The following is a 25,288-nucleotide window of genomic DNA, read 5'->3' as shown; positions in this document are numbered from 1 at the left end:
TAATATATCAAGTTTGTGAAAAACAAAACATCAATTATATCGATCGCAATCCTTGGACTCATGTTTTTTATTTTTGGCTTTGTCTCCTGGGTCAACGCCATCCTGATTCCATATTTTAAGATTGCCTGCGAATTAACGCACTTCCAATCGTACCTGGTGGCCTTTGCATTTTATGTGGCTTACTTTTTTATGTCGGTACCTTCTTCGCTTTTGCTGGATAAGGTGGGCTTTAAAAAAGGTATGATGATTGGATTCTTCTCGATGGCTATCGGCGCATTTTTGTTTGTTCCGGCAGCCTTAACCCGGGCATACCCGGTGTTTCTCTCCGGTTTGTTTCTGATCGGAACCGGACTGGCTTTACTGCAAACAGCGGCCAATCCGTATGTGACCATTGTGGGCCCGATTGAAAGAGCTGCACAGCGCATCAGTATTATGGGAATCTGTAACAAGATAGCCGGTATTCTGGCGCCGCTGGTTTTTGCTGCTGTTGTACTGAAGGTAACCGACAGTGAACTGTTCCGGACACTCGAAAGCGGAACGCTGGCTGTGGCCGAGAAAAACCACCTGCTCGATGAGCTGATCCGCAGAGTGATTTTTCCTTATTCGGTATTGGGAGTGATGCTGGTTGCAGTGGGCATATTGGTTCGCTTTTCGCCGCTACCCGAGTTGAATACCGAACAATCGAACAAAGAAGAACTGGCGGAAGGTGAACATGGCAAAACCAGTATTTTCCAGTTTCCCTACCTGGTTTTAGGAGCGCTGGCCATATTTTTTCATGTGGGGTCGCAAATCATTGCCATCGATACCATTATTGGCTACGCGCGTACCATGGGACTGGATTTGCTTGAAGCCAAAGTGTTTCCTTCGTATGTGTTGGGCGCAACCATGTGTGGTTATTTCGTGGGAGTGATCACCATTCCGCGTTTTATTAATCAGCGAAATGCGCTATTGGTTTGTACTTTACTTGGACTGGTGTTATCTGCAGCGGTGCTGATCTTTAGCGGATCGGTTAACGTATTTGGGCACCAAACCGATATCTCCATTTGGTTTTTGGCAGCGTTGGGGCTACCCAATTCGCTGATCTATGCAAACATTTGGCCCCTGGCCATCAAAGGGCTTGGACGTTTTACCAAACTCGGTTCTTCCATCATGATTATGGGCTTGTGTGGTAATGCTCTCACTCCGGTATTGTACGGAATAATGGCCGATCATTTTAGCGTGCGTTCGGCCTACCTGATTTTAATTCCATGTTACATGTACCTGGTTTTCTTTGCTGCTTATGGTTACCGGATCAAACGGTGGAGACCAGGTGTGGCAGCCTAGCTGGTTATTTAGGATAATTAAATAAGGAACACAATGAAACGGATAAAAATAATAAACGGGAAGTTGATAACTCCGTTCCGGGTTATTGAGAACGGAACCTTGTTGATTGAAAATGGGACAATTATAGGAGTAGGTTCGGGAGATATATCTTTTCCGGACTCAGAGGTAGTGGATGCCGGGGGGAATTATGTTTCCCCCGGATTTATCGACCTGCACACGCATGGCGCCGGTGGCTACGACTTTATGGACGGTACGGTTGAAGCTTTTCGCGAAGCTGCCCGTACGCATGCCCGTTTTGGAACAACGGCGCTGGTACCTACAACGCTTACGGCCGAAAAAGAAGACCTGTTGCAACTGCTGGAATCGTACAAGCAGGTGAAAAGCGAGAACTTCGGAGGCGCGCAGTTTTTGGGGCTGCATCTCGAAGGACCGTATTTTGCCATGAGTCAGAAAGGAGCACAAGACCCGCGTTACATCCGGAGTCCGCAACGCGATGAATACCTGGCTTTGCTGAATCAATCGTCGGATATTATTCGCTGGAGTGCCGCTCCCGAGCTGGACGGCGCCATGGAATTTGGCCGGGAATTGAGCAAAAGAGGAATTTTGGCGGCAATCGCTCATTCCGACGCTACTTCCGAAGTGGTGGCCGAGGCGCTGGAGAATGGCTATACGCACCTGACGCATTTTTATTCAGCCATGTCGGGTGTAACCCGTCGCAATGCTTTCCGTTATGCCGGGATCATCGAAAGTGGCTATTTATACGATCAGTTAACGGTTGAAATTATTGCCGATGGCGTGCATCTTCCGCCCAGTTTGTTGCAGTTGATCTACAAACAAATGGGGCCGAACCGGATTGCACTAATAACCGATTCGATGCGCGCTGCCGGTCAGGAAGTAAGCGAAAGCATACTTGGAAGTACAAAAGACGGGATGCCCGTTTTGGTGGAAGATGGCGTTGCCAAATTGCCCGATCGTACTGCATTTGCCGGAAGTGTGGCTACGGCCGACCGCCTGGTGCGAAACATGATCGAGCTGGCGGGGGTGCCGCTGTTGCATGCCGTGCAGATGATCACCTCTACACCCGCACGAATTTCAGGTGTAGAAAAACAAAAAGGAAGCCTGACCATTGGGAAAGATGCCGACATCACCATTTTTGATGCTGATATTCGGGTGTTGGCTACTTTGGTAAAAGGCGATATGATCTATCAAAATTTATAACAGACCAGAATAAAAAAGTCAATGAAAGGAGCAGTAATTTTTGGGGAACCAATTTGCTTGTAAAATCATTGTACAAAATTGAAAGAATGAAGATAAAAACCGAACTTCAGAAAGATAGCCTTTCTGTAAAAATATATTCCACTCGCCGCGAAATGGGCGAAAGTGCAGCCTTTATGGTGGCTGAAACCATATGTACTTTGCTGGACGAACGCGAGCGCATCAGTATGATTTTTGCCGCAGCGCCTTCACAAAACGAATTTTTGGAGGCTTTAATCGCTCAGCCGGGCATCGACTGGCAACGTGTGATTGCCTTTCACATGGATGAGTACATTGGGCTCCCGGCAGACGCCCCGCAGGGCTTTGGAAATTTCCTGAAAGAACGGATATTTGATAAAGTGCCGTTCCATGAAGTACATTACTTGAACGGACTCGCTGATGATCCGCAGCAGGAATGTGTGCGCTATACCGAACTGCTGAATGGTTTTCAGCCTGATATTGTTTGTATGGGAATTGGCGAAAACACACACATTGCGTTTAACGATCCGCATGTGGCTAATTTCAACGATCCGGAAACCGTAAAAGTGGTTGACCTGGATCTCTCGTGCCGTCAGCAGCAGGTAAACGACGGATGTTTTACTGCGATTGAGGAAGTTCCAACGCATGCACTTACACTTACGGTGCCCACTTTAATGCGTCCTGCTTCTGTATTTTGTATGGTTCCGGGGCTTACCAAGGCATGGGCTGTTCAAAAAACGTTAACGCAAACGGTCGATCAGAACTATCCCTCAACGGCTTTGCGCCAGCATCCTAAAGCCATTCTGTTTTTGGACGGCGAAAGCGCTTCGTTGCTGAACGAATAGTTTTATAACGAAATAGCAGAAAAAGCAGGTAAGCGCAAGTTTGTCTGCTTTTTCTTTTGACACTTTTTGCTAATTTCACAGCTGTTTTTACCAACTAAGCTTGATTGAATTCAAATCGTATGGAACGATGGGAATTCAGTTTGAAGCGATAACCTAAAAAATCATGAACAGAGCAATAACATTTCCGCTTCTCTCTTTTTTCCTTTCTATTTTTTCGCTTGCAGGATACGCGCAAGAGGTAAATATTACACATGGGCCGTATATTCAGGCACTTGGGGAAAATGAAGCAACCATTGTTTGGACCACTGATAGCAACGCCGTTTCGTGGGTGGAAGTAGCACCGGCTGGCGACGACAGTTTTTATGCCAGCGAACGCCCGAAGTATTACCAGACTTCAAACGGAAACCGGGTGGTGGGAACGCTGCATAAAATAAAAATTGCAGGTTTGAAAAAAGGAACGGAATACCGTTACCGTATTTTTTCGAAGGCGGTACGGAGTTACGAAGGGCACCGTGTTTTGTACGGAAACATTGCATCGTCGAATGTATATTCGAAAAAACCTTTGCGTTTTTCAACGCTCGATAAAGACAAAAAAACAATTTCATTTCTGATGTTAAATGATATCCACAGCCGGGTGGATGACCTGAAGAACCTATCGGGAAAGGTTGAGTACGGAAAGACCGATCTTGTCATTTTTAACGGCGATATGGTTTCGTCGATGAACGACGAGACACAGTTTTTCAGCGGTTTTATGGACGACGCCGTAACGATGTTTGCCGGCGAAGTGCCCATGTACTATTGCCGCGGAAATCATGAAACACGCGGTAAGTTCAGTGTTAATTTTCCGGAGTATTTTCCGACGAATACCGGGAAACTCTATTATTCGTTTCGCCAGGGGCCGGTATATTTTATTGTGCTCGACGGAGGCGAAGACAAACCGGATTCGGATATCGAATATTCGGGGCTGGCACAATTTGACGCCTACCGCAGCGAACAGCAGCAGTGGCTGAAAGAATTGATCAAAACCGAAGATTTTAAAACCGCGAAATACAAAGTGGTGCTGATTCACATTCCTCCGGCAGGATCGACCTGGCACGGCCCCAACGATATCCGGAATAAGTTTTTGCCGGTATTAAACGGCCAGGGCGTAACAGCCATGTTGTGCGGGCATTTGCATAGCTACGAATATTTAAAACCGGAGCCGGGACTGTATGATTTTCCGATCATTATTAATGCGCACAACACCTCGCTGGAGGTAAATGCCGATCTTAACAGCTTTTCAATTCTTCGAAAAAGTACCGACGGAGAAACCTTGGAAAAGCTAACATTCTGAAAATAAACCTTCTTCTGACGGAAAGAGCAGCGTCTTTATCTCGTTTCCGGGGATTGTTTGTATTTTCAGGAATTATCTAATATAAACCGATATGAAGAGACATGCTGGACTGATCATTTTACTGGCAGTACTGGTGGCTGCCTTTTATTCCTGTAAAACAACACCGGTAAGCAATCCCGAGCCTGAATTCATTACCATTAGCGGACCTGATCTGCTCGCTCCTGACGGGAGCAAGTTTTTTATTCAGGGCACGAATTTGGGGAATTGGCTGAATCCCGAAGGTTATATGTTTCAATTCCGGAAAACCAACTCGGCCAGGTTGATTGATCAGGCATTTCGCGAAATGGTAGGGCCCGATTTTGTCGATGAATTCTGGAAGCAGTTCAAAGACAATTACGTAACGCGGGAGGATATTCAATACATTAAAAGTACGGGTGCCAATACCATTCGAATACCTTTTCACTACAAACTTTTTACCGATGAAGATTACATGGGCCTAACCCGTGATCAGGATGGATTTCAACGTTTGGACAGTTTGGTGGAATGGTGCCGCGTGTCGGAGATTTACCTGATACTTGATATGCACGATGCTCCCGGCGGACAAACGGGCGACAACATTGACGACAGCTACGGCTATCCGTGGCTGATGATAAGCGAATCCAGTCAGAAACTATTTGTCGATATCTGGAAAAGAATTGCCGATCATTATAAAAATGAGCCCGTGATTTTAGGTTACGACCTGTTAAATGAACCCATTGCAACACATTTTACCGGAGAAGAACGGGAAATGCTGAACAAGCAACTTGAACCGGTTTATATGAAGGCCGTTGAAGCTATTCGCGAGGTAGATAACAACCATATTATTATGCTCGGAGGTGCGCAGTGGAACAGCAACTTCAGCGTTTTTACCGATTCGAAGTTTGATGACAACATCATGTACTCCTGCCACCGCTACTGGTGCGATACGCTGCAGGCCAATATTCAGGATTTTGTTGATTTCAGGGACTCGGTAAACCTGCCTATGTTTATGGGTGAAACAGGCGAGAACACCAACGAGTGGATTTCGGCCTGGACCCGGCTGATGATCCGCAATAACATTGGATACACCTACTGGCCCTATAAAAAGATGGGAAGTGAACGCGGAATGGCAACCATTCCAACCCCCGAAAACTGGGAGGTAATCGTTGAGTTTACCGAAGCTCCGCGAAGTAGTTTTGCCGAAATTCGTGCTGCCCGTCCCGACCAGGAGGTGGTGAAAAAAGCCATGCTTGAATTCATCGAAAACTGCCGATTCAAAAATTGTACAGTTAACGATGAATACATTCAGGCGATGGGGCTGAAACCGTGATTGCTTATTTCAGAATAACTTTAATCAGTTTGCCTCTGGTCAGCTGTTGGTTTAAATCCATGTTGTTCAGAAGCGCCAGTTGTTTGTACTGGTCTTTGGGAACACCGAAGTAAGCAAAAGCATCGGAAAGGGTACTTGTTTTTTGAACCGTTTTTATCCTGATCCGGTCAGGTTTTACATTTAACTTCGATGCATCAGTTAAAGTTGAAAAACCTTTCATGGTCGATTCGAAAGAAGGCCGGTATTTACTGAAGTCGGCATCGGCAGCAATACCATGGAAAGCGAATACTTTGCCGCCCTTTTCAATAAAATACGAGCAAAGTTTGATCACCTGCTGAGTTCCTGATTGTGTTTCGGAACTTTGTTGCGAGATGACTTCTACTGCATTGGCTCCGTTAACCTGCACATTCTTACTCTCAACTCCTGACAGTTTCAGGTCGGTGATCGCCTTTTGCGAAGCTGCTGCCGCTGTGGTTTCGTCGGAAAGTGCAAAGATAATTCCGGCTTTTTGATCGGGAGCGGCGATCTGCACCTGTGTGGGCGAGTTTACCAATGTCCAGCCCGATGGAAATGCAAATTTGAATTTCAATTCCGGGTGATAAAAAGTGTTGTTTTCCACAAAGCCCTGCCGCGGGTCATCACCATACACGATTCCGTCAATCATGCTGAGATAGTCGTTGTTGTCAACTATAAAATCTTTTCCGGGATATTTAGCCTGCCACTCGTCGCTGATTTTGTGGACGGTATTAAAACGGTCTTCCGGATTGGGGTGCGTCGACATAAACGTAGGCACACCGGCTTGCTCGCTGGCCATGTTCATTTTCTCAAGTACCTGGAAGAAATCGGCCATTTTGTGGGCATCGTAACCAATTTTTGTGGCATATTCCACACCCAATCGGTCGGATTCGCGTTCATTTTCGCGGCTGAAACTCATGAAAAGCAGCTGCATTCCGGCCATCGCCGCATCAGCCATTTCATAAATTTCTTTAGAGGCCAGCATTCCACCCAGCAAAACGGCCTGCCCAATGGTTTGGTTGGTTTGTTGTTGCGCCGAATGCCGTGCTGTAACGTGCCCCATTTCGTGCCCTAACACCCCGATCAGTTCTGCCTCGCTGTTAAACTGCGCCAAAATTCCGCGGGTAACGTAGAGGTAGCCGCCTGGAACGGCAAAGGCATTCACCACCGGAGAATCGAGAATGGTAAAATGATATTTTAAGTTGGGACGGTGCGAGATTTTGGCCATCTCTGTCCCTTTTTCTTCGATAAATTTTTGCAAGGCAGGGTTGTCATAAATTCCAAAAGTGGCAACCACCGACGGATGATACTGCGCACCCATGGCAATTTCCTGTTCCTCCGAAACAAACATGATTTGCCGTTTGCCGGTTACAGGATTTACAGCACATGAGGGAATCAATAAAATTAGCGCTGCAAGTAGCAACAGTGAAAAAATCGATTTAGTAGCTTTCATATTCTGAATGTTAGATGTGGTTTCTTTGTTTACGACTTTACACTCAATTTAAAACGGATTTAATCCCGATTTCGTGTTAATTGTTACTTTTAAAGAACGGAAATGTAAATTTCTTCAAAAATACGGACAAATCTATGTTAATACAAAAAACTGCTTTCCCGGGTTTATTTTTACTGTTGTTTTTTGTTAACGCTTTTGGACAACATGCGGCAATCGGCAAAATCGATACGGCGGATTTGCACGAACATTTGACTTACCTGGCGTCTGATGAACTTCAGGGACGCAGGTTGGGAACACCGGCCGACGGATTGGAGATGGCAGCTGACTATATTGTTGAACAGGCCCGGAAACTCGGCCTTAAACCCGGTGTGCCGGGATACAGTCAGAAAGTGCCCCTGGTTACTTCGGTTCCTGATCCGGAGAGTTTTATTGAAATTACCGGGAACAAAGGACGAACGGTTTTTCGTACCAACGATCTCATCCGGCTCGATGGAAGAATGGCAAAAGAAGCGCTGTACGATGCTTCTATAGTTATGGCCGGTTTTGGTGAAATTTCCAATGAAACAGATTGGAGAGGGAAAGTGGTGATACTTGCTCAGGGGCAGGCAAAAGATTTTAATACAACGAAGAAGTTCTCGTGGAACAACCGGGACGAACGAAGCAAAATACGTGCAATCGAAAAGAAAAATCCAGCCGCCATTATTGTTGTTACTAGTCCTCTTGATCATCACCATCAGGCATTTAACGAACTAAAAGCCTGGCTCAACCGCGAACAATATCGCTTGACCGATGAGCAGGAACAGGCAGGAATCCCGGTTCTGGTGGCCTTACCTAAATTAGCCGACAAGGTTTTGGGTGGAAAAGGAAAATTCAAAAAATACCTTGCGGCAGTTGCTGCAAGTCAGCAACACGAATGGCTGAAGGTTGAAGATAAAACGATTTCTTTCGCATCGTCAGTTATAAAAGGGGAACTCCATGCCCGGAATATCGTCGGTTATGTAGAAGGAACCGATCCGGAGTTAAAAAACGAGTGTGTGGTTTTTATGGCGCATTACGACCATATCGGTGTAGACCAAAGCGGAGAGGTATATAATGGCGCCGACGACAACGGCTCGGGAGCCGTGGCCATTATGGAAGTGGCTGAGGCTTTTGCCAGTCTCGATCCTAAACCCAAACGCAGCGTGGTGTTTTTGTGGGTTACCTGCGAAGAACTGGGGATGTTTGGTTCCACTTATTACACACAACATCCGGTATTTCCGCTGGAAAAAACAGTGACTTGTTTCAACCTCGATATGGTGGGGCGTGTGTTCGAACCCCGGGATTCGATCTGGAACAAATCGCCTAAAAAAGTAAAGGATTTTGATGGATTGTATACGCTTTCAAACAATGTATGGCCGAAGCTGGCTGAACTCAATCAGCAAAAATGTGCCGAATTGGGACTGGTTGCCGACTCCAGCCTGCCTGAATATTTTATCAGGGCCAGCGACCATTATAACTTTCATAAAAGCGGAGTTCCCATTTTGAATTATGCCACCGGTTATCATGCCGATTATCATCGGGTGGGGGATGAAGTGGACAAGATCAATTTCGAAAAAATAAAACGTGTGGCAGAGCTTTGCTTTTTGATGGGACTTGATATTGCCAATCGTAACGAGATACACAGAAAAACCACAGAAGAGTAATTTTTAGCCCCAAATGCTTACTCATGAGCCATAAAACAAACAAAACAATGAATGCTAAATTTTTGCTGACTTTTCTTTGCCTCTCAGTATCAACTGTTCTTTTCGCGCAAAAGAAAGAGATGGAAACCATTACGGAGAACGATCTTCGCGCTCACCTCGAGTTTATTGCCAGCGATGACATGCTGGGCCGCGATTTTAATACTGTAGTTTCGGGAGTGGATTTAGCCGCTGATTATTTGAGGGCTCAGTGCCGGCTAATGGGGCTGAAACCGGGGGTTGACGATTATTTCCAAAACATTGATATGGAAATGACGAAACCCGACCTGGCCAACACATTTTTTCAGATTAAAACCAGTGAAGGAGAAGTACTGGAAACCTTTACCGATGATTTTTTTGCACTGATGGGACCTCCAAACGGAGATACGATAGAGAGCGAGGTGGTGTTTGCCGGTTACGGTTGGTACAACGATAAAACCAAATACAACGACACGGAAGGAATAGATGTGAAAGGCAAAATTGTTCTGGTAATGAGCCGGAATATAGAACTGTGTGCCGACACTGCCTCCAAAAACCTTGATTTTAATACAGAAATGCAGAAAATGAACAAGATGCTGTTGGGTGGCGCCAAAGCCCTGATTCTTGTTCCCGACCCCTTGAATCCCGATCCCAAAGAATTTGAGGAAGTAAAAAAATATGCCACAGGCGGAACGATCACCTTAAAAGGGGTCCAAAGAAGGCAGGTGCTGCCGATGAACCTGATTTTTGGAACAGCCAGGCTGGCCGGTGAGTTGCTTAAACCCTCCGGTAAAACGCTGGCGCAGCTGCAAAACGAAATCAACAAAAGCGGAACTCCAAAGTCTTTTGAGATTGAAGGTATTAAGGCAAAAATTCAGTTGCCAAAAGAAAAGACCGCAGTACAGGGGAAAAACGTGGTGGCGGTGATCGAAGGCAGCGATCCTGTGTTAAAAAATGAATGTGTGATTTTTACTGCGCATTACGATCATATTGGAGTAGATGCCGGTGGTGAAGTGTACAATGGCGCCGATGACAATGGTACCGGAACTGTAGCTTTACTCGAGATTGCACAGGCTTTCCAGAGCATGAAAAAGAAACCTAAACGAAGCATTGTTTTTGCCTGGGTTACTGCCGAAGAAAAAGGTTTGTTTGGTTCCGGGTATTATGCCGGGCATCCGGTGTTTCCACTCGAAAAAACACTGGTGGATATTAACCTTGATATGGTGGGGCGCTCAGCTGAAACAGAACCTCCGGCCGATGCTGCCGAGGAAAAACAACTGGCGGGGCCCAACGGCTTGTATGTGATTACCGGAAAGCAAAGTACCGAATTCTGGGAACTGAGCAACGAAATCAGCAAAGAACAAAACCTGGTGTTAAACGATCGCTTGTCAAAAGCTTTTATCGACCGCAGCGATTATTTGCATTTCTACAAGAACAATATCCCGGTTCTTGGGCTTTCCACCGGATTGCACGACGATTACCATAAAGTTACCGATGAGGTGGATAAAATCGATTATACAAAAATGAAGCGGGTGGCTCAGTATGCTTTTCTGCTGGCAGACAGAGTGGCCAATCAAAAGAACCGGATTGTGGTAGATAAACCGGTGAATAAATAAATTAAAAAGGCTGATTCGGAATGAATCAGCCTTTTTAATTTTATTCGTTTACGTTACTTCTCTAATGCCGACTTTAAGCCTTCGGTAATGGTGTAATATTTTACAATCATATTCGGCACTTCCCATTCCGGAAGTTTTCCGTCAACCAAATATTTCAGGTACTTTTCTGTCACCTGTCCAAAGTGCGCTTCGTGACCCACTTTGAATTCATCCGGAATATTTAGTTTCCATTGGGTATCGTTTATTTTTTCCAGGGCAATTCCCGGATATTTGGCGGTCAGACCTTCAACTGCATTGTACAGGAAACCTGCAAAAGCTTTAACGTCACCGCCGGTCGATTCAACATACAATTGTGGTTTATAGCCTTCTTTTTCACCCTGCTGAATGATCAGGTTGCAGTTGGTGCCCCGCATAATCGAGTAGTGGGTATCACCGGTTCCTTCGGGAGCCTGAAAATTCCAGATTACCGAAACTTTAGCATGAATACCTTTTAGCGTATAGTTAATTTCACCATTGGCAAATACTTTAAGTACATCGCCGTCCAGATCTTTTTGCAAATAATCGGGATAGCTTGCGAGGCCGGTAACTTTAGTAAACATCTCCGGAGTCAGGTCAGTGGCCCAGCGTTTGCCCGACAAAACCTGCACATCAGCTTTGTTTAAAATCACTTCGGGGAACGCTTCCCACTGAATCATATCCACAAGGTGAGTGGTCACATCCACAATTCCTTCACCCTGTTGTTGAGTGTCGAAAAACCAGGCCGGACGTACCAGCGGATTTCCCGAAACATATTTAAAGAAGTGGTGAACACTTTCCTTGGTAATCGCCGGGTTTTCTTCCGATCCGGTTTGCAGTGTTCCAAACACTTCAGGCAACATCGACAATTCACGTTGGAGCATTGTTGTAATCTCATGGCGCTCGGTCATAATATCATACAGTAACACGCCATTTTCTTCGGCCACTTTAAAGGCTTCTTCCAGTATCGGAAACTCTTCGGGTGAAATTACCATGGGTTTATCTGCCAGAACATTTATCCCTGCTTTCACCGATTTTAAAATGTATTCCGTTTTTTTCGCATTATTACCGGCGGTCACCATAACGTTACCCGGTTTGTCGGCCAGCATTTTCTCCAGGTAATCCGGGCCGGTGTAAACTTCTTCCTTCCAGCTGGTCGGATTTTCTTCACGGGTATTGAAGCGTTCGATCAATGCCAGATGACTCTGAACATCGGGACCTTCAGGCGCATAAACATACACCGTTGGATCAACCTGATCAAACATATTTTTCTGAACCAGCGCGGCATGAAAATGCCCCGGGTCAAGTGTCATGATTTTTACTTCCCCACGGGCTCCGGTAAACATATTTTTTTGCGTTTCTTCTGCTTTTTGTGTCTTGGTATTTCCTCCACAGGAAGCTAACAAAACCAGCAGGGTAAATACCATACAATAATTCTTCATAATTCTTGATTCGTTAAATGTTGAAATAGGTAACCAAAAGTAAAAAAATCCCGCACGGTAGCGGCTTTTGTTCGTAATTATTGATGCGATATTCTTGTTCACGAAACATTACAGACGGATTGACCGAAAATTCTGAAGTATGTTTTACAGGAAGCATTATTTTTATGCATTGAAATGTAAACGAATTGCACGAATAAACGAATCATTTGAAAACTTAACAAGATGAGACACTTTCTGAGATTTTCTTTATTTCTTCCTTTTATTTTATGGATCTCTTGTACAACAGCGACGAAGGAGAAACCTGAACTCAAACTGTGGTACGATGCTCCTGCCAATGCAACGGCTGTGGACGACAAGAATGGATGGAAAGACGATGTTGAATGGCTGAAAGCGCTTCCGTTGGGGAATGGCTCGATGGGGGCTATGGTGTTTGGCGATGTCAATAACGAACGGATTCAGTTGAATGAAGAAAGTATGTGGTCGGGAAGTGTCGACGACAACGATAATCCCGAAGCACGCGAAGCTCAGCAGGAAATCAGAAGGTTGTTGTTTGAAGGAAAATACAAAGAAGCAACCGAGCTGACCAACAAAACGCAGATATGTAAAGGTGCGGGCAGCGGTCACGGAAATGGCTCAACCGTTCCGTTTGGTTCGTTTCAAACGCTTGGCGATTTGCGCATCGATTTTGGCAAAACCTCCGGATTTGAAAACTACCACCGCGAACTCGATTTAAACGATGCAGTGGTGCGTGTGAAGTATTCCCAGGATGGCGTGAATTTTCAACGCGAGATTTTTACCAGTTATCCCGGGCAGGTGATGGTGGCAAAATTCACAGCCGATCAATCGGGGCAGATTTCTTTTAGTTGTACTATGGACCGCCCCGAATGTTTTAAAACCTATGCCGAAGACGATCAGTTGATCATGTCCGGTGCATTATCGGATGGAAAAGGAGGCGAGAACCTTCATTATATGACTCGCCTGAAAGCCATTGCAAAAAACGGGGAAGTGGCCTGCAAAGGTTCTGAATTGGTGGTAAGAAATTCAGATGAGGTGATTTTGTTACTCGCTGCATCTACCGATTATAAATTGACTTATCCCGAGTACAAAGGACGTGATTATGTTGGTTTAACAGCACAAAGTATTGAGAACGCTTCAAAAAAATCATACAAGGAATTGTTAAAGGAACACGTGGATGAGTATCAAAGTTATTTCAACAGAGTGGAGCTTGATCTCACTCCTGCCGAGGTAGCTCCTGTTCCCACCGACAAACGGATTCAGTTATTTCGCGAAAGCAATTCCGATCCGCACCTTGTAGAGCTGATGTTTCAGTACGGGCGCTACCTGCTGATCTCATCATCGCGTCCGGGATGTTTGCCTGCCAATTTGCAGGGCTTGTGGACGAATAAAATTCAAACACCCTGGAACGGCGATTATCACACCGATGTAAATGTGCAAATGAATTACTGGCCCGCCGAATCGACCAATCTTTCTGAAATGCATTTGCCGCTTTTTGACCTTTTGGAGTCGTTGGTAAAGCCCGGCACAAAAACAGCTGATGTTCAGTACGGAAACCGCGGTTGGGTAATTCACCCGATTACCAACGTTTGGGGCTACACCGCTCCGGGAGAAGCTGCCAGCTGGGGAATGCATACCGGGGGGAGTGCCTGGATCAGTACGCACATTGCAGAACATTACCGGTTTACCGGTGATAAGGATTTTCTGAAAAAGATGTACCCGGTGTTGAAAGGCGCGACTGAATTTTACATCGATTGGCTGGTAACCGACCCTGAAACAGGGAAGCTGGTTTCGGGACCGGCTGTGTCGCCCGAAAATACCTTTATTGCACCCGATGGAAGCCGGAGCCAGATAAGCATGGGGCCAACACACGACCAGGAAGTGATCTGGCAACTGTTCACCGACTTTATTTATGCTTCAAACGAGTTGGGTATTGAAGACGATTTTGTGCGCGAAGTTTCGGAAGCCAAAAATGAACTGGCAGGTCCGAAGATCGGTTCCGATGGCCGTTTGATGGAATGGGCACACGAATTTCCGGAAGTTGAACCCGGACACCGTCATATTTCACATTTGTTTGCCGTTCATCCCGGAGAACATATCAATCCATGGGATACTCCCGATTTGGTAGAGGCTGCAAAAAAATCGCTCGACTACCGTATTGCCAACGGTGGTGGTCACACCGGATGGAGTGCGGCCTGGCTGATCAGTCAGTATGCCCGTGTTTTCGACGGTGACAATGCCCAAAAGAGTTTGAATACTGTTCTGCGCAAAAGCACTTCGCCCAACCTGTTCGGGCAGCATCCTCCATTTCAGATGGATGCCAACTTTGGAACCACTGCCGGAATTGCCGAGATGCTCTTGCAAAGTCAGGCCGGCGTGTTGCACTTGCTCCCTGCGCTTCCCGCAGAATGGAAAGACGGTAGTGTTAAGGGTTTTAAAGCCCGCGGTGGGTTTACTGTCGATTTCAATTGGAAAGAGGGCCGGTTGGTAAGTGCAAGCATTTATTCGGAAAAGGGAGGCGACATTCGGGTGTTGTACAACGACGATTATTCGCAATTATCCTTAAAAGCCGGTGAAAAGATGGAATACAGAGTGGATATCTAAATCAACATAAGCTATGAATCTAAAACGATACATTTTTCTGACGTTGTGTTTGCTGAACTTGAACGTTTTCGCGCAAACACCCGGAAATACCATTAAGGTAGAACCGAATGACGATCTTGATGAAATCGTCAGGAAATCGACTTTGGTCGTTCCCGATGATCGCCAATACGAGTGGCAGCAATTGGAATACATTGCTTTTCTGCATTTCGGACAAAATACCTTTCATGCTTTGGAGTGGGGAACCGGCAAGGAAGATCCAAAAGATTTTTATCCGACCGAACTGGACGCCAATCAATGGATTTCGGTGGTGAAAGATGCCGGAATGAAAATGGCCATGCTAACGGTAAAACATCACGACGGCTTTTGTTTGTGGCCCACCCGAACAAGCGACCATTCGGTAAAAAGCTCGAACTGGAAAAACGGTAAGGGCGATGTATTGGGTGAACTTGTAGCTGCAGCACGTAAGCAGGATATTAAAGTGGGCCTGTATTTGTCGCCTGCCGATCTTCACGAGATTGAACGCCCCGGAGGGACTTACGGAAATGGTTCAAAACCACACAAGGTTCAGATTCCCTCCGATCCCGACTTGCAAAAAACAGCAAAAAAGATTTTTGAGTACGAACTCGACGATTACGATGCCCTTTTTATGAATCAGTTGTATGAGATTCTCACGCAGTACGGGCAGATTGAAGAAGTCTGGTTTGATGGGGCCAATCCTAAACCGGGGACAGGGCAAAGCTATAATCGAAAAGCCTGGTACGATATGATCCGTCAGTTGCAGCCGGGAGCTGTGATTGCAATCAAAGGACCGGATGTGCGCTGGTGTGGAAACGAAGCAGGCCATACCCGAAATGCCGAGTGGAGTGTATTGCCATTACCGGTTGCGCCTGCAGATTACGACTGGCCCGATAAAACAAAAGATGATCTGGGAAGCAGGGAAATGCTGAAAGACGCCAAATACTTGTACTGGTATCCGGCGGAAACCAATACTTCTGTTCGGCATGGCTGGTTTTACCGCGATGACAAACAGTATGTGAAAACCGTTGAACACTTGCTCGACTTGTGGTACCGCTCCGTTGGCGGAAATACGGTGTTGTTGCTTAATTTAACGCCTGACCGCAGAGGACTGATACCCGATAAAGATGCGGCGCGTTTACGCGAAGTGGGAAGGATCATCAAAGAATCGTTTCAGGATAATCTGGCAGATGGAGCGAAAATGAGTGCTTCGGCAGCCATGGCAGACCACGGTGCAGAATTGGCAAACGACGGTAATGAAAACACTTTCTGGAAACCGGAAGACGGAACAACCAATGCCTCTTTCACAATCGATTTGGGGGAAGAGAAAGAGTTTAATGCGATTCTTTTACAGGAAGCCATTCGAACGCAGGGACAGCGGGTGGAAGCTTTTGCTATTGATGTTTGGAAAAACGGAAGCTGGCAGGAGGTTGACAACAGCACCATTATCGGTTATAAAAGCATCCGTCGGATTCCGATGGTAAAAACGGATAAAGTGAGAGTTCGGATACTGGAATCGCGCGTTGCACCTACGCTTTCTGAAATCGGAATTTACAAAACCATTGAGTTGTTCGAAAATCCTCAGATTGTTCGAAACAGGGAAGGTGAGGTTGGCATTCAATGTTCTGTTGAAAACACACAAATTCATTTTACGACCGATGGAGCCGAACCCACGCAAGATTCACCGGTTTATCAAAAGTCTATTCATCTTCCGAAAGGTGGAAAAATAAAAGCCATTGCTTATGCTTTGGATGGCTCAGGACAAAGTGAAGTAGTTTCAGTTGATTTTGATATCTGCTCTGCAAAATGGGAAATAGCTAAGGTCTCGTCAGAGCTGGAAGGAAATAAAGCGTTAAACGCCATTGACGCAGATCCATCAACTGTTTGGGAAAGTGCAGAAAGTGGAAGTGTTCCGTTTATTGAAATAGATCTGGGCGAAGAATTAAAATTGCACGGGTTTAGCTATCTGCCGGATGCAAAAGATGAAAGCGGAATTTGCCAGGAATATAAATTGGAAGTTAGCCGCGACGGTAAGAAATGGGAAACAGCGGCAACCGGAACTTTTGATAATATCAAAAACAACCCTGTGTTGCAGGAAGAACGTTTCGACAAAAAATATCCGGCGCGTATGATCCGTTTGAGTTGTCTGAAAAGTTTGGGAGGTGGTAAGCGCTTTTCAGCTGCCGAAATAGGAGTGATAACCAAATAAACGATTGCCGTTTATCGATGTAGCATTTCGCGGGATTATTTTGTGGTTTTGTTTATTCAACACCAAGCAGCCATAAGATACCCCCGCGAATATGTGCTCTGAAAACAGGATCTTTATAAAATTCAGGATCGTGGCCCAAGGCAGAGAACCATTGTCTGCCTCCTTCGAACTGGTGACACCAAACCAGCGGAAAAGACTGGTAGAAAGTGTTGCCGGGATATTCATTTAACTTATCGTCTTCGAGTGTATTCAGGTCAGCCACCATTAAAATGTGTATATCAGGGTTGAGCTGATCTGACAAATAACATTCATCTTCCACGGTCCATCGTTTGGGTAATGGTTGGGTCGACGGATGATTGGGGTCGACCACAAGAACATCGAAGGCCTGATACTTTGGGTGACGCACAAATTTTCCGCCAATCAACTGTACAAACCACGGCCAGTCGCGTTCAACGGTATTGGCTGCATGAATACCTCCAAATCCTTTTCCGCTCCGGCAGTACGCCTGAAATGCATCTCTTTGAGTCTGCGTTTCGAACACTTTGTTGGATGCATTGGCAAAAAACAAAGCATCATATTTTTCAAGGTTTTCTTTGGTCATGGTTTCCGGGTTGTCCGAAACATCGTACCGAATTTGTTCTTTGTCGCAAATCTCCTGGATGGCGTTTACACTCGCCGCAATATTGGCGTGTACATAGCCTTCTCCTGTTTTTGTGTATATCAAAATGCGTTTGCCTTTCACTGTTGTTTCCTGCGCGAAAACGATAGTGTTCCACGTCAAAGTCAGTAAAATAAAAAATATTTGTTTTTTCATTGTTGTTGGATATAAGGTAACGAACTGTCGATATCGCGGGTTATTCGGATCTGCCTATTTCGCGTGAGCCGCTTCCGGTTTCCAATCCTACATTCAGGTCTCCCAGTTCGGCCCGTGCAGCTTCAACAATCTCCATCAATTCAGCCGCTTTTTCGGGATTCCATTCGATAACATTGTACTGCTCCCCCGGATCGCGCATCATGTTGTAAAGCTCGGGTTCTTCAACCTTCATGTTCGCACGCGGGCCGCCGCGCCCGTCTTTCCCCGGCCGGGTGTTATAAGAAGCCCAGGTATGAGGTAGAACCAGTTTCCAGTTGCCTTTTCGTACAGCGTTCAGGTTATTTTTACCATAGTAAAAAAGAATGGTTTCGCGAGGTTCGGCGTCAGTATTGCCCTTCCATAGCTCAACAATACTGGTTCCGTCAATCTTGTTCTTAGGTAAATCTGCTCCTGAAATTTGCGCGAAACTTGGAAGAATATCAATGGCACAGGCAAGCTTGTTACAAATGGTTCCTGGAGGTATTTTGCCAGGCCATTTAACGATGAATGGCACACGTTGTCCGCCATCCCAGCTGGTGGTTTTCCCTTCACGTAAACCTCCTGCCGATCCCGCATGGTTGCCGTAGTTCAGCCAGGGGCCGTTGTCGGTTGTGAAAATAAAAACAGTGTTATCGGCAATTCCGTTGTTTTCCAGCGCTTTTTCAATTTCGCCTACGCTCCAGTCAATTTCCATCATCACATCTCCGTATTTTCCCTGCTGGCTTTTCCCCCTGAATTTATCGGAAACCCCCAGTGGAACATGTCCCATAGAATGAGGCAGGTATAGAAAAAATGGTTCGCCGGCGTGGCGGTTGATAAAATTCACTGCTTTTTCGGTGTAAAGCGTTGTGAGTTTATCCTGATCTTGCAGACTGGTAACCCTTTCGCCGACTTCGTTTCCAACCATAATGGGAAGTTCGGGAAACGTTCTTCTGCGGTGCCCTTCTGGCAGCGGATTGCCTACATCATCGAGTGGCCACATGTCGTTGGAATAGGGAATACCCACATATTCGTCAAAGCCATTTTGCAGCGGAAGAAATTTCTGAAGATGGCCCAGGTGCCACTTGCCAAAAATACCCGTTGCATATCCTTTTGATTTCAGAAGTTCGGCGATGGTCGTTTCGTCGGGATTGATGCCCACCTTGCTGTGCGGAGAAAGTGCTCCGGAAAATCCGATCCGGTTGGGATAACAGCCCGTGAGCAGTCCTGCACGCGAAGCACTGCACACCGGTTGTGCGGCATAGAAATTGGTAAACCGCATACCGCCGGCTGCCATTTTATCCAGGTTGGGCGTTGTGTAACCCGTGGCTCCGTAACATCCCACATCACCATAGCCCATGTCGTCGATAAACACCACCACAAAATTGGGCAGTTTTTCATTTTCTTTTTTTGAAGACTGGGTTGAACAGGATGAAAACAGAATGATTAAAAAGGCAAGCCAATAGATTGATTTCATAACGATCTGATTTAGTTGGTTTCCGAAATTAATGAATTATTCAAACATTACTACACCTTCCCTGAATAATGCCGATGCAGATATTCAAAAAAAACATTGATCCTGTCCACCTTTGTGTCTTCGTTTTTTGTGTCTTCGATGTTGGCAATCCAGAATTTTTTAGCCGAAATCGTCAGCCTTTCAAAGTATTTGGCCATTAGCGGATCGTCGTCAAGCAGCCATTGCAGGTAATCCGGAACGGCAACAGTACGCGGCTTTGTGTTTTGTTCCAGCTCAATTTGAACCGTGTCACCCTCCTGTTTCCCGATCATTTCCCGGATATTCTTTTTCAAATGAAGCCAGTGCCCGTTTTTCCCGTTGGGAAGCAAATTCATGGCGAAGGTTTTACCCTCCACAATTACTGTACACCAGATATGTTTTTTGGTCCCGAATTCCTTACGGCTGTCAAAGGGAAACTCTGCATAAACCCCGTTCATCGGGCCTTTTATCAGGACGGTTTTATATGCGAACTTTTTAGGCATCTCCTAGGAATTTCAGGTTGCGTTTCAATCCACCAAAACCGGCCCTTTTTACTGTAGAGTTCTTAAAAAGCTCATTAAAAAGCGGCCGCTCCATGTTTTCCCATTCTTCTTTATTTAACTGAAGTAATTTAGGATGAGGAGCAAATGAAGTTTCGTTGTGGGGTTCCGATTTCAGGTTCCAGGGACAAACATCCTGGCAAATGTCGCAGCCAAAAACACGGTTTTCAAATTGGCCTTTCAGAGCTTCATCCAGTTCGCCTTTAACTTCGATGGTTTGGTACGAAATGCAGCGGCGGGCATCCACCACCCGGTTGGCCACAATGGCTTTTGTTGGGCAGGCATCGATGCATTTGGTGCAGCGCCCGCAATGGTCGGTCACCGGTTTGGGATTGTCGTACGGGAGTTCAATGTCGACGATCAGTTCCCCGATAAAAAAGAAGCTCCCGTGATGAAGTGAAATCAGGTTGCTGTTTTTGCCAATCCACCCCAACCCGGCTTTTCGGGCCCAGGCACGTTCGAGTACCGGCGCCGAATCTACAAACGGTCGTCCCGAACAGGGGGCGATTTCAGTATTAATAAACTCCAGAAGCTGACGCAGCTTTTCTTTTAACACAAAATGATAGTCGGTACCGTATGCATATTTCGAAAGTACAGGAGCATCTTTGTCGTGTTGCATTTCTTTCGGGAAGTAATTCTGCAGTACGACGATGATGCTAAGAGCATCCTCAACCAGAAGTTTTGGATTGAGCCGTTTTTCCACATTTCGGGCCATATACCCCATTTCGCCGTGCATTTCATTTGAAAGCCAGGATTCAAAATGTTCCTTTTCTTCCGCGAGAAAAGAAGCCGGAACAATGGCACAGTCAGAAAGTCCAAGCGATTTTGCTTTTTCTTTGATTAAATCAGATATTTGTGTGGATTTCATTGAAATCAAAATTAAGAAACTTTCATTAATAGCATTTATGCGCATCGCTGTTGTTGATTTAGGAACCAATACCTGTAATTTACTGGTAGCCGAAATTCTGGAAGGAAATTTCAGGATTTTGCACCAAAGTAAACAGCTGGTAAAACTGGGCGACGACAAGATTCGCGAGAATGAAATCAGTGAAGCAGCAACAGCGAGGACGGTTGACTCGTTTCGTAAACACAAAAATATTATCCGGGAACTTGGAGGCGTGGATCGTGTGTATGTAATCGCTACTTCTGCAGTTCGTACTGCGGCAAATAAAGCTGAATTTCTCGAAAAACTGGGAGAGGAGAGTGGCTGGCTGGTGAAAATTGTTACGGGAGCAAAAGAAGCTGACTTGATTTTTAAAGGAGTGTTGCTGGCTTTCACAAATCTTGATGATCCTTCAGTTATTCTCGACATCGGCGGTGGAAGTAATGAGTTAATCGTGGCTTTAGATACGGATATTATCTGGAAAGAAAGTCAGCCAACCGGAATGGCACGTATTATTAACCGTTTCGGTCTTTCCGATCCGATCAAGGAGAATGAAATCAAATTGCTTCAGGATTATTTTGCAGCGCAACATGTGCAGGCCATTTTTAATTGCAAGCAGCACGGCGTTAAAATGCTGGTAGGGTGCTCCGGTGCTTTTGATACTGTGGTGGATATGATTGATGAGGTAGAGCCTGGAACCAAACAACGTATTACGCAGGAAGTAACACTCGATGATTTTTATACGGTTTACCACCAATTGATTGCTTCGACCCGCGCCGAACGGATGCAGTTTAAAGGAATGGATTATGTGCGGGTGGATCTTATTGTTCCGGCCGTGATTTTGATTGAAACCCTGGTTCGTGAAATAGGTATTCAAAAAATTGTACAAACCGATTTTGCCTTGCGCGAAGGAGTGGTATTCGAACTGATCGAACGCCAGAAGAAATAACGAAATAGTTGGTATTGATTTGATTACAGCATTCCTGATTTTAAACGCTGCAATTCCATTTTCATTTCATTTACACTTTTCAACAGCTGTTGCAAATCGCTTTCGGGTTCCGGAATTTCTGTATTCAGGTAGCAAACAAATTTCCAGATTTCTTTTACCTCGCTAACCGCTAAATCATAAGTTTCAAACTGTGCATTCAGCGAAATCATCTCCAACGATCTTTTTTCGGCAATCTCATTCTTCACGAGCTTAAAAACAATACCCTCGTCGCGGGTAACCACAATGCAGGCTTGTCCCGTTTTTACGTCCAGGAAATCCTGAACAAACTCACCGATCACCACCGATCCGCTGGGAATAGGCAACATCGAATCGCCGGTTATGGTAAATGCCCGGTATTTTTTCTCCTTCGACAAAAACGGCAACTGAAAAACGGGCAGTTTCCCAATGTATTCAGGATCGGAAAAACTGGTTACATAACCGGCCTGCGCTTTTTCGTTTACAAACTCAATGTTGTCGTTGTTCGATGAATCAACCGTGGTGGCAATGACGCGGAGATTGGTTCCCCGAATAAAAACATCAAAACCATTTTGAAGATCGGTAAACTGCATTTCTGAAAGCCGGCTCAAATCAATGTTGATCAAGGTATCGATGGCAATGCCATAATATTTTGAAAAGGCCTGTAGCTGCGGAACCGTTGGCTGGCTGATCGAATTCTCGAGTGCATTGATCGTTGTACGCTTTAAATTTAACGCTAAAGCCAGGTCATTTTGTGTACGATTTTTCCGGTTTCGTAAAAGCCTGATATTGTTGCTGAAATGATTCATCCTATTCATTTATTTTTTCAAAAGTAAAAATTTTTCTTGTGGATACGATGTAAATGATTAAATTATTATCGGCAATAATGATAATAATATTATCAAAGCTATGAAAACAATTTCCATCAATTCCAGTGGGTTCATACCCGATAATTAGGTTCCAAATCCCCGGTGTTGACCGGGGATTTTTGCCTTCATGAAGGATGAACTTTAGTAGGCACGATTTGAAAAATGCAAGCTGTAATTAACGAACAATGAACGAGAAAATTCAGAAGAAACTGGCGATATTATCCGACGCTGCCAAGTACGATGTTTCGTGTGCATCGAGCGGGAGCACGCGAAAAAATACCGGAAATGGAATCGGAAACGGAGTTTATGCAGGCATTTGCCACAGTTTTACCGATGACGGACGTTGCATCAGTCTGTTTAAAATTTTGATGACCAACCACTGTATTTACGATTGCGCCTATTGTATTAACCGCCGTACCAACGACCGTCCGCGGGCGACTTTCACCCCACAGGAAATTGTTGACCTGACGATTGGTTTTTATCGCCGCAATTATATTGAAGGACTGTTCTTAAGTTCCGGCGTGATAAAAAATCCTGATTTCACGATGGAACGGATGGTTTCGACTGCGAAAAAACTGCGTACTGAGGAAAACTATAATGGATATATTCACCTGAAAGCCATTCCGGGAGCGAGTTCCGAGTTGATTCAGGAAGCAGGTATCTGGGCCGATCGCTTAAGTGTAAACATGGAAATACCCACCGAGCCCAACCTGAAAAAACTGGCGCCCGAAAAGAATTACCCCGACATTATTTCGCCGATGACTCAGATTCGGAATTCGATTCTGATCAGCAAGGAAGAACACAGAAAGTACCGAAGTGCAAAGCAGTTTGCCCCGGCGGGCCAAAGTACGCAGCTGATAGTGGGAGCCACACCTGAAACCGACCGGGAAATCATCCTGCTTTCATCGGGATTGTATAAAAATCAGAATTTGAAGCGTGTGTATTTTTCGGGTTATCTTCCGGTAAATGATTACGACAAGCGACTTCCGGCGATTAGCCGACCTCCCTTGGTGCGCGAAAACCGCTTGTATCAAAGCGACTGGCTGATGCGCTTTTATCATTTTAAAGCAGAGGAAATTCTCAGCGACGATCAACCTTTTCTCGATCTGGATGTGGACCCGAAACTGGGATATGCCTTACGAAACATGCACCTGTTTCCGGTGGATATCAATAAAGCCGATTATGAAATGATTTTGCGGGTGCCGGGAATTGGCGTGCTGTCGGCGCAGAAGATCATCATGGCACGTCGTCATCGCCGGCTTACCACCTTAAATCTTAAAGAGCTGGGAGTGGTGTTGAAACGCGCCAAATATTTTATTACCTGTAACGAGCTGCCTGCAAAGTTTTCCGATTGGGACCCGGTTCGTTTAAAGCGGCAACTGGTGATTGACACTCATTCAAAATATAAAAAATCGCTTGATACTCAACTGAAGCTGTTTGCCGATTTTAAACCAGTACTGCCAACGCTACATTGAGTTTAGAGTTCAAAGTTGGGTTGGGTGATTTACAATCGCCCATTAAAACCAGTATCGAATTATGAAAATTTACACATACGATCATACCTTTGAAGGATTGCTGACAGCCGTTTTTGAATGTTACCGGCGCAAGGATTTTCCGATTGATATTTGTTCGAGGTACGCCAAACCGCGGTATCTTTTTGTCGAGAGTGTTGATATTCAAACAGACCCCCAAAAGGCAGAACGGGTTTGGAAGGGTATTCAGGATAAGTTATCGGCCGGCAATAAACAGCTGTTGTTTTATGCTTATTTGTCAGAAGAAGAAGGAATTGAAATGAGAATTTACCGTTTTTTGAGACGTTTGTTCAGCGGATACATGAACCTGGAAACCGATTTTGGCGACTCTGATGTTATCTACATTGTGCAGTCGGCGCAGAAAGTTAAGAAAGAGGCCATGCGAATCTTGCAGTTTGTGCGTTTTCAGCGTACAAAAGATGGTATGTTTTTTTGTGGAATTGAGCCCAAATTCGATGTCCTGCCTTTGGTTGTCAAGCATTATCAGAACCGTTTTGCCGACCAAGAATGGTTGATTTACGATCTGCAGCGCAACTACGGCGTTTTTTACGATAAAAACAAGGTGGAAGAAGTGGAGATAACGAAGAAACAATTTAATGCGATTAACGGTCAGGTGAAACAGGCTTTGCTGGATGAAGATGAAGATTTTTACCTGAAATTGTGGCGCTCTTATTTCAAGCATATCAATATTGAGGAACGTAAAAACCTTCGTTTGCAGTTACAGCACATGCCGCGGAGGTTTTGGCGGTATCTTCCTGAAAAGCACGAGTCTACTTGATTTCTTTTCTCAATTGAAAGAAAAAAAATCCAGTAAAAAGAACATATTTTCTTCTGAAAAATTGTATTTAATTCATAGATAGTATCATAAGCGGGCACTTAAAACCCGCTGATTATTAATTGTTTATTTTTTAGTTCTTTGACATTTTTGTAATCGTATTTCGTAAGTACTTCTTTTATAGGAGTTTTGTCGAGTAGAGATATGCTAAGGAT

At 45.2% G+C, this 25,288-nt stretch carries 19 protein-coding genes; 12 read left to right on the top strand and 7 right to left on the bottom strand.

All coding sequences use genetic code 11. The features are described 5' to 3' along the window. The first annotated feature begins 15 nt into the window (after positions 1 to 15). The 5 genes from MR764_RS07095 (at position 16) to MR764_RS07075 (ending at position 6,082) form a co-directional block, all read left to right on the top strand. Positions 16 to 1,323, top strand: a complete 1,308-nt coding sequence (locus tag MR764_RS07095) for a sugar MFS transporter (RefSeq protein WP_247978713.1) — start codon at positions 16 to 18, stop codon at positions 1,321 to 1,323. A gap of 33 nt (positions 1,324 to 1,356) precedes the next feature. Further along, positions 1,357 to 2,541, top strand: a complete 1,185-nt coding sequence (gene nagA, locus MR764_RS07090) for an N-acetylglucosamine-6-phosphate deacetylase (RefSeq protein ID WP_247978712.1) — start codon at positions 1,357 to 1,359, stop codon at positions 2,539 to 2,541. An 86-nt stretch (positions 2,542 to 2,627) separates the two neighbouring features. Further along, positions 2,628 to 3,401, top strand: a complete 774-nt coding sequence (locus MR764_RS07085; RefSeq protein WP_247978711.1) for a glucosamine-6-phosphate deaminase — start codon at positions 2,628 to 2,630, stop codon at positions 3,399 to 3,401. A 163-nt stretch (positions 3,402 to 3,564) separates the two neighbouring features. After that, entirely contained in the window at positions 3,565 to 4,734 is a 1,170-nt protein-coding gene (locus MR764_RS07080) for a metallophosphoesterase family protein (protein ID WP_247978710.1), read from the top strand. A gap of 91 nt (positions 4,735 to 4,825) precedes the next feature. Further along, positions 4,826 to 6,082: a glycoside hydrolase family 5 protein gene (locus MR764_RS07075; RefSeq protein WP_247978709.1), complete on the top strand. Its 1,257-nt coding sequence runs from the start codon at positions 4,826 to 4,828 to the stop codon at positions 6,080 to 6,082. A 4-nt stretch (positions 6,083 to 6,086) separates the two neighbouring features. On the opposite strand, the gene MR764_RS07070 is transcribed toward MR764_RS07075, so the two are convergent. Further along, positions 6,087 to 7,550: a M48 family metalloprotease gene (locus tag MR764_RS07070; protein WP_247978708.1), complete on the bottom strand. Its 1,464-nt coding sequence runs from the start codon at positions 7,548 to 7,550 to the stop codon at positions 6,087 to 6,089. Between the two features lie 134 nt (positions 7,551 to 7,684). On the opposite strand from MR764_RS07070, the gene MR764_RS07065 reads away from it, so the two are divergent. Together MR764_RS07065 and MR764_RS07060 are read left to right on the top strand one after the other, a co-directional pair. Further along, positions 7,685 to 9,232 carry a M20/M25/M40 family metallo-hydrolase gene (locus tag MR764_RS07065; RefSeq protein ID WP_247978707.1) on the top strand — a complete coding sequence of 516 codons (1,548 nt, stop codon included), beginning with the start codon at positions 7,685 to 7,687 and terminating at the stop codon, positions 9,230 to 9,232. A gap of 47 nt (positions 9,233 to 9,279) precedes the next feature. Further along, positions 9,280 to 10,863: a M20/M25/M40 family metallo-hydrolase gene (locus tag MR764_RS07060; RefSeq protein WP_247978706.1), complete on the top strand. Its 1,584-nt coding sequence runs from the start codon at positions 9,280 to 9,282 to the stop codon at positions 10,861 to 10,863. 53 nt (positions 10,864 to 10,916) lie between these two features. On the opposite strand, the gene MR764_RS07055 is transcribed toward MR764_RS07060, so the two are convergent. Next, positions 10,917 to 12,320, bottom strand: a complete 1,404-nt coding sequence (locus tag MR764_RS07055) for a putative oxidoreductase C-terminal domain-containing protein (RefSeq protein ID WP_247978705.1) — start codon at positions 12,318 to 12,320, stop codon at positions 10,917 to 10,919. Positions 12,321 to 12,542: 222 nt separating this feature from the next. Here MR764_RS07055 and MR764_RS07050 point away from each other — a divergent pair, with 222 nt between their 5' ends. Together MR764_RS07050 and MR764_RS07045 are read left to right on the top strand one after the other, a co-directional pair. After that, entirely contained in the window at positions 12,543 to 14,939 is a 2,397-nt protein-coding gene (locus MR764_RS07050) for a glycoside hydrolase family 95 protein (RefSeq protein ID WP_247978704.1), read from the top strand. 13 nt (positions 14,940 to 14,952) lie between these two features. Further along, entirely contained in the window at positions 14,953 to 17,163 is a 2,211-nt protein-coding gene (locus tag MR764_RS07045) for an alpha-L-fucosidase (RefSeq protein ID WP_247978703.1), read from the top strand. A 52-nt stretch (positions 17,164 to 17,215) separates the two neighbouring features. Here the strand turns inward: MR764_RS07045 and MR764_RS07040 are convergent, their stop codons facing one another. From MR764_RS07040 to queG, 4 genes are read right to left on the bottom strand one after another with little or no spacing between them, the layout of a single operon-like run. Then, positions 17,216 to 17,977: a ThuA domain-containing protein gene (locus MR764_RS07040; protein WP_247978702.1), complete on the bottom strand. Its 762-nt coding sequence runs from the start codon at positions 17,975 to 17,977 to the stop codon at positions 17,216 to 17,218. A 40-nt stretch (positions 17,978 to 18,017) separates the two neighbouring features. Then, a complete protein-coding gene (locus MR764_RS07035) occupies positions 18,018 to 19,472 on the bottom strand; it encodes a sulfatase (RefSeq protein ID WP_247978701.1) in 1,455 nt (484 codons plus the stop codon). A 50-nt stretch (positions 19,473 to 19,522) separates the two neighbouring features. Then, the gene (locus MR764_RS07030; protein WP_247978700.1) at positions 19,523 to 19,993 is read right to left on the bottom strand and encodes a YdeI/OmpD-associated family protein; all 471 of its coding nucleotides are present in this window, start codon (positions 19,991 to 19,993) and stop codon (positions 19,523 to 19,525) included. Then, positions 19,986 to 20,918, bottom strand: coding sequence for a tRNA epoxyqueuosine(34) reductase QueG (gene queG, locus MR764_RS07025; RefSeq protein WP_247978699.1), 933 nt, complete (start codon positions 20,916 to 20,918; stop codon positions 19,986 to 19,988). The genes MR764_RS07030 and queG overlap by 8 nt, the downstream gene beginning before the upstream one ends. On the opposite strand from queG, the gene MR764_RS07020 reads away from it, so the two are divergent. Further along, positions 20,908 to 21,882 carry a hypothetical protein gene (locus MR764_RS07020; protein ID WP_247978698.1) on the top strand — a complete coding sequence of 325 codons (975 nt, stop codon included), beginning with the start codon at positions 20,908 to 20,910 and terminating at the stop codon, positions 21,880 to 21,882. The genes queG and MR764_RS07020 overlap by 11 nt on opposite strands. Before the next feature lie 23 nt (positions 21,883 to 21,905). Here the strand turns inward: MR764_RS07020 and MR764_RS07015 are convergent, their stop codons facing one another. After that, positions 21,906 to 22,706: a helix-turn-helix domain-containing protein gene (locus MR764_RS07015; RefSeq protein ID WP_247978697.1), complete on the bottom strand. Its 801-nt coding sequence runs from the start codon at positions 22,704 to 22,706 to the stop codon at positions 21,906 to 21,908. Positions 22,707 to 22,951: 245 nt separating this feature from the next. Here MR764_RS07015 and MR764_RS07010 point away from each other — a divergent pair, with 245 nt between their 5' ends. Together MR764_RS07010 and MR764_RS07005 are read left to right on the top strand one after the other, a co-directional pair. Continuing rightward, positions 22,952 to 24,241 (top strand): putative DNA modification/repair radical SAM protein, encoded by a 1,290-nt coding sequence (locus MR764_RS07010; protein ID WP_247978696.1) that lies wholly within the window; start codon positions 22,952 to 22,954, stop codon positions 24,239 to 24,241. Between the two features lie 61 nt (positions 24,242 to 24,302). Further along, on the top strand, positions 24,303 to 25,076 hold the full coding sequence (locus MR764_RS07005) for a TIGR03915 family putative DNA repair protein (protein ID WP_247978695.1): 774 nt from the start codon (positions 24,303 to 24,305) through the stop codon (positions 25,074 to 25,076). Positions 25,077 to 25,288: the final 212 nt, after the last annotated feature.

Source organism: Maribellus sp. YY47 (genome assembly GCF_023111095.1).
In the GTDB taxonomy this organism is placed as follows: domain Bacteria; phylum Bacteroidota; class Bacteroidia; order Bacteroidales; family Prolixibacteraceae; genus Draconibacterium.
Note: the sequence above shows the minus strand (reverse complement) of the source record. Positions and strands in the feature narration are given on the sequence as shown.

What these genes read in the sequence shown, in the direction of transcription:
- nagA (WP_247978712.1), top strand. Translation starts at nt 1,357, where the DNA reads ATGAAACGGATAAAAATAATAAACGGGAAGTTGATAACTCCGTTCCGG.
- MR764_RS07085 (WP_247978711.1), top strand. Translation starts at nt 2,628, where the DNA reads ATGAAGATAAAAACCGAACTTCAGAAAGATAGCCTTTCTGTAAAAATA.
- MR764_RS07080 (WP_247978710.1), top strand. Translation starts at nt 3,565, where the DNA reads ATGAACAGAGCAATAACATTTCCGCTTCTCTCTTTTTTCCTTTCTATT.
- MR764_RS07075 (WP_247978709.1), top strand. Translation starts at nt 4,826, where the DNA reads ATGAAGAGACATGCTGGACTGATCATTTTACTGGCAGTACTGGTGGCT.
- MR764_RS07070 (WP_247978708.1), bottom strand. Translation starts at nt 7,550, where the DNA reads ATGAAAGCTACTAAATCGATTTTTTCACTGTTGCTACTTGCAGCGCTA.
- MR764_RS07065 (WP_247978707.1), top strand. Translation starts at nt 7,685, where the DNA reads ATGTTAATACAAAAAACTGCTTTCCCGGGTTTATTTTTACTGTTGTTT.
- MR764_RS07060 (WP_247978706.1), top strand. Translation starts at nt 9,280, where the DNA reads ATGAATGCTAAATTTTTGCTGACTTTTCTTTGCCTCTCAGTATCAACT.
- MR764_RS07055 (WP_247978705.1), bottom strand. Translation starts at nt 12,320, where the DNA reads ATGAAGAATTATTGTATGGTATTTACCCTGCTGGTTTTGTTAGCTTCC.
- MR764_RS07050 (WP_247978704.1), top strand. Translation starts at nt 12,543, where the DNA reads ATGAGACACTTTCTGAGATTTTCTTTATTTCTTCCTTTTATTTTATGG.
- MR764_RS07045 (WP_247978703.1), top strand. Translation starts at nt 14,953, where the DNA reads ATGAATCTAAAACGATACATTTTTCTGACGTTGTGTTTGCTGAACTTG.
- MR764_RS07040 (WP_247978702.1), bottom strand. Translation starts at nt 17,977, where the DNA reads ATGAAAAAACAAATATTTTTTATTTTACTGACTTTGACGTGGAACACT.
- MR764_RS07035 (WP_247978701.1), bottom strand. Translation starts at nt 19,472, where the DNA reads ATGAAATCAATCTATTGGCTTGCCTTTTTAATCATTCTGTTTTCATCC.
- MR764_RS07030 (WP_247978700.1), bottom strand. Translation starts at nt 19,993, where the DNA reads ATGCCTAAAAAGTTCGCATATAAAACCGTCCTGATAAAAGGCCCGATG.
- queG (WP_247978699.1), bottom strand. Translation starts at nt 20,918, where the DNA reads ATGAAATCCACACAAATATCTGATTTAATCAAAGAAAAAGCAAAATCG.
- MR764_RS07015 (WP_247978697.1), bottom strand. Translation starts at nt 22,706, where the DNA reads ATGAATCATTTCAGCAACAATATCAGGCTTTTACGAAACCGGAAAAAT.
- MR764_RS07010 (WP_247978696.1), top strand. Translation starts at nt 22,952, where the DNA reads ATGAACGAGAAAATTCAGAAGAAACTGGCGATATTATCCGACGCTGCC.
- MR764_RS07005 (WP_247978695.1), top strand. Translation starts at nt 24,303, where the DNA reads ATGAAAATTTACACATACGATCATACCTTTGAAGGATTGCTGACAGCC.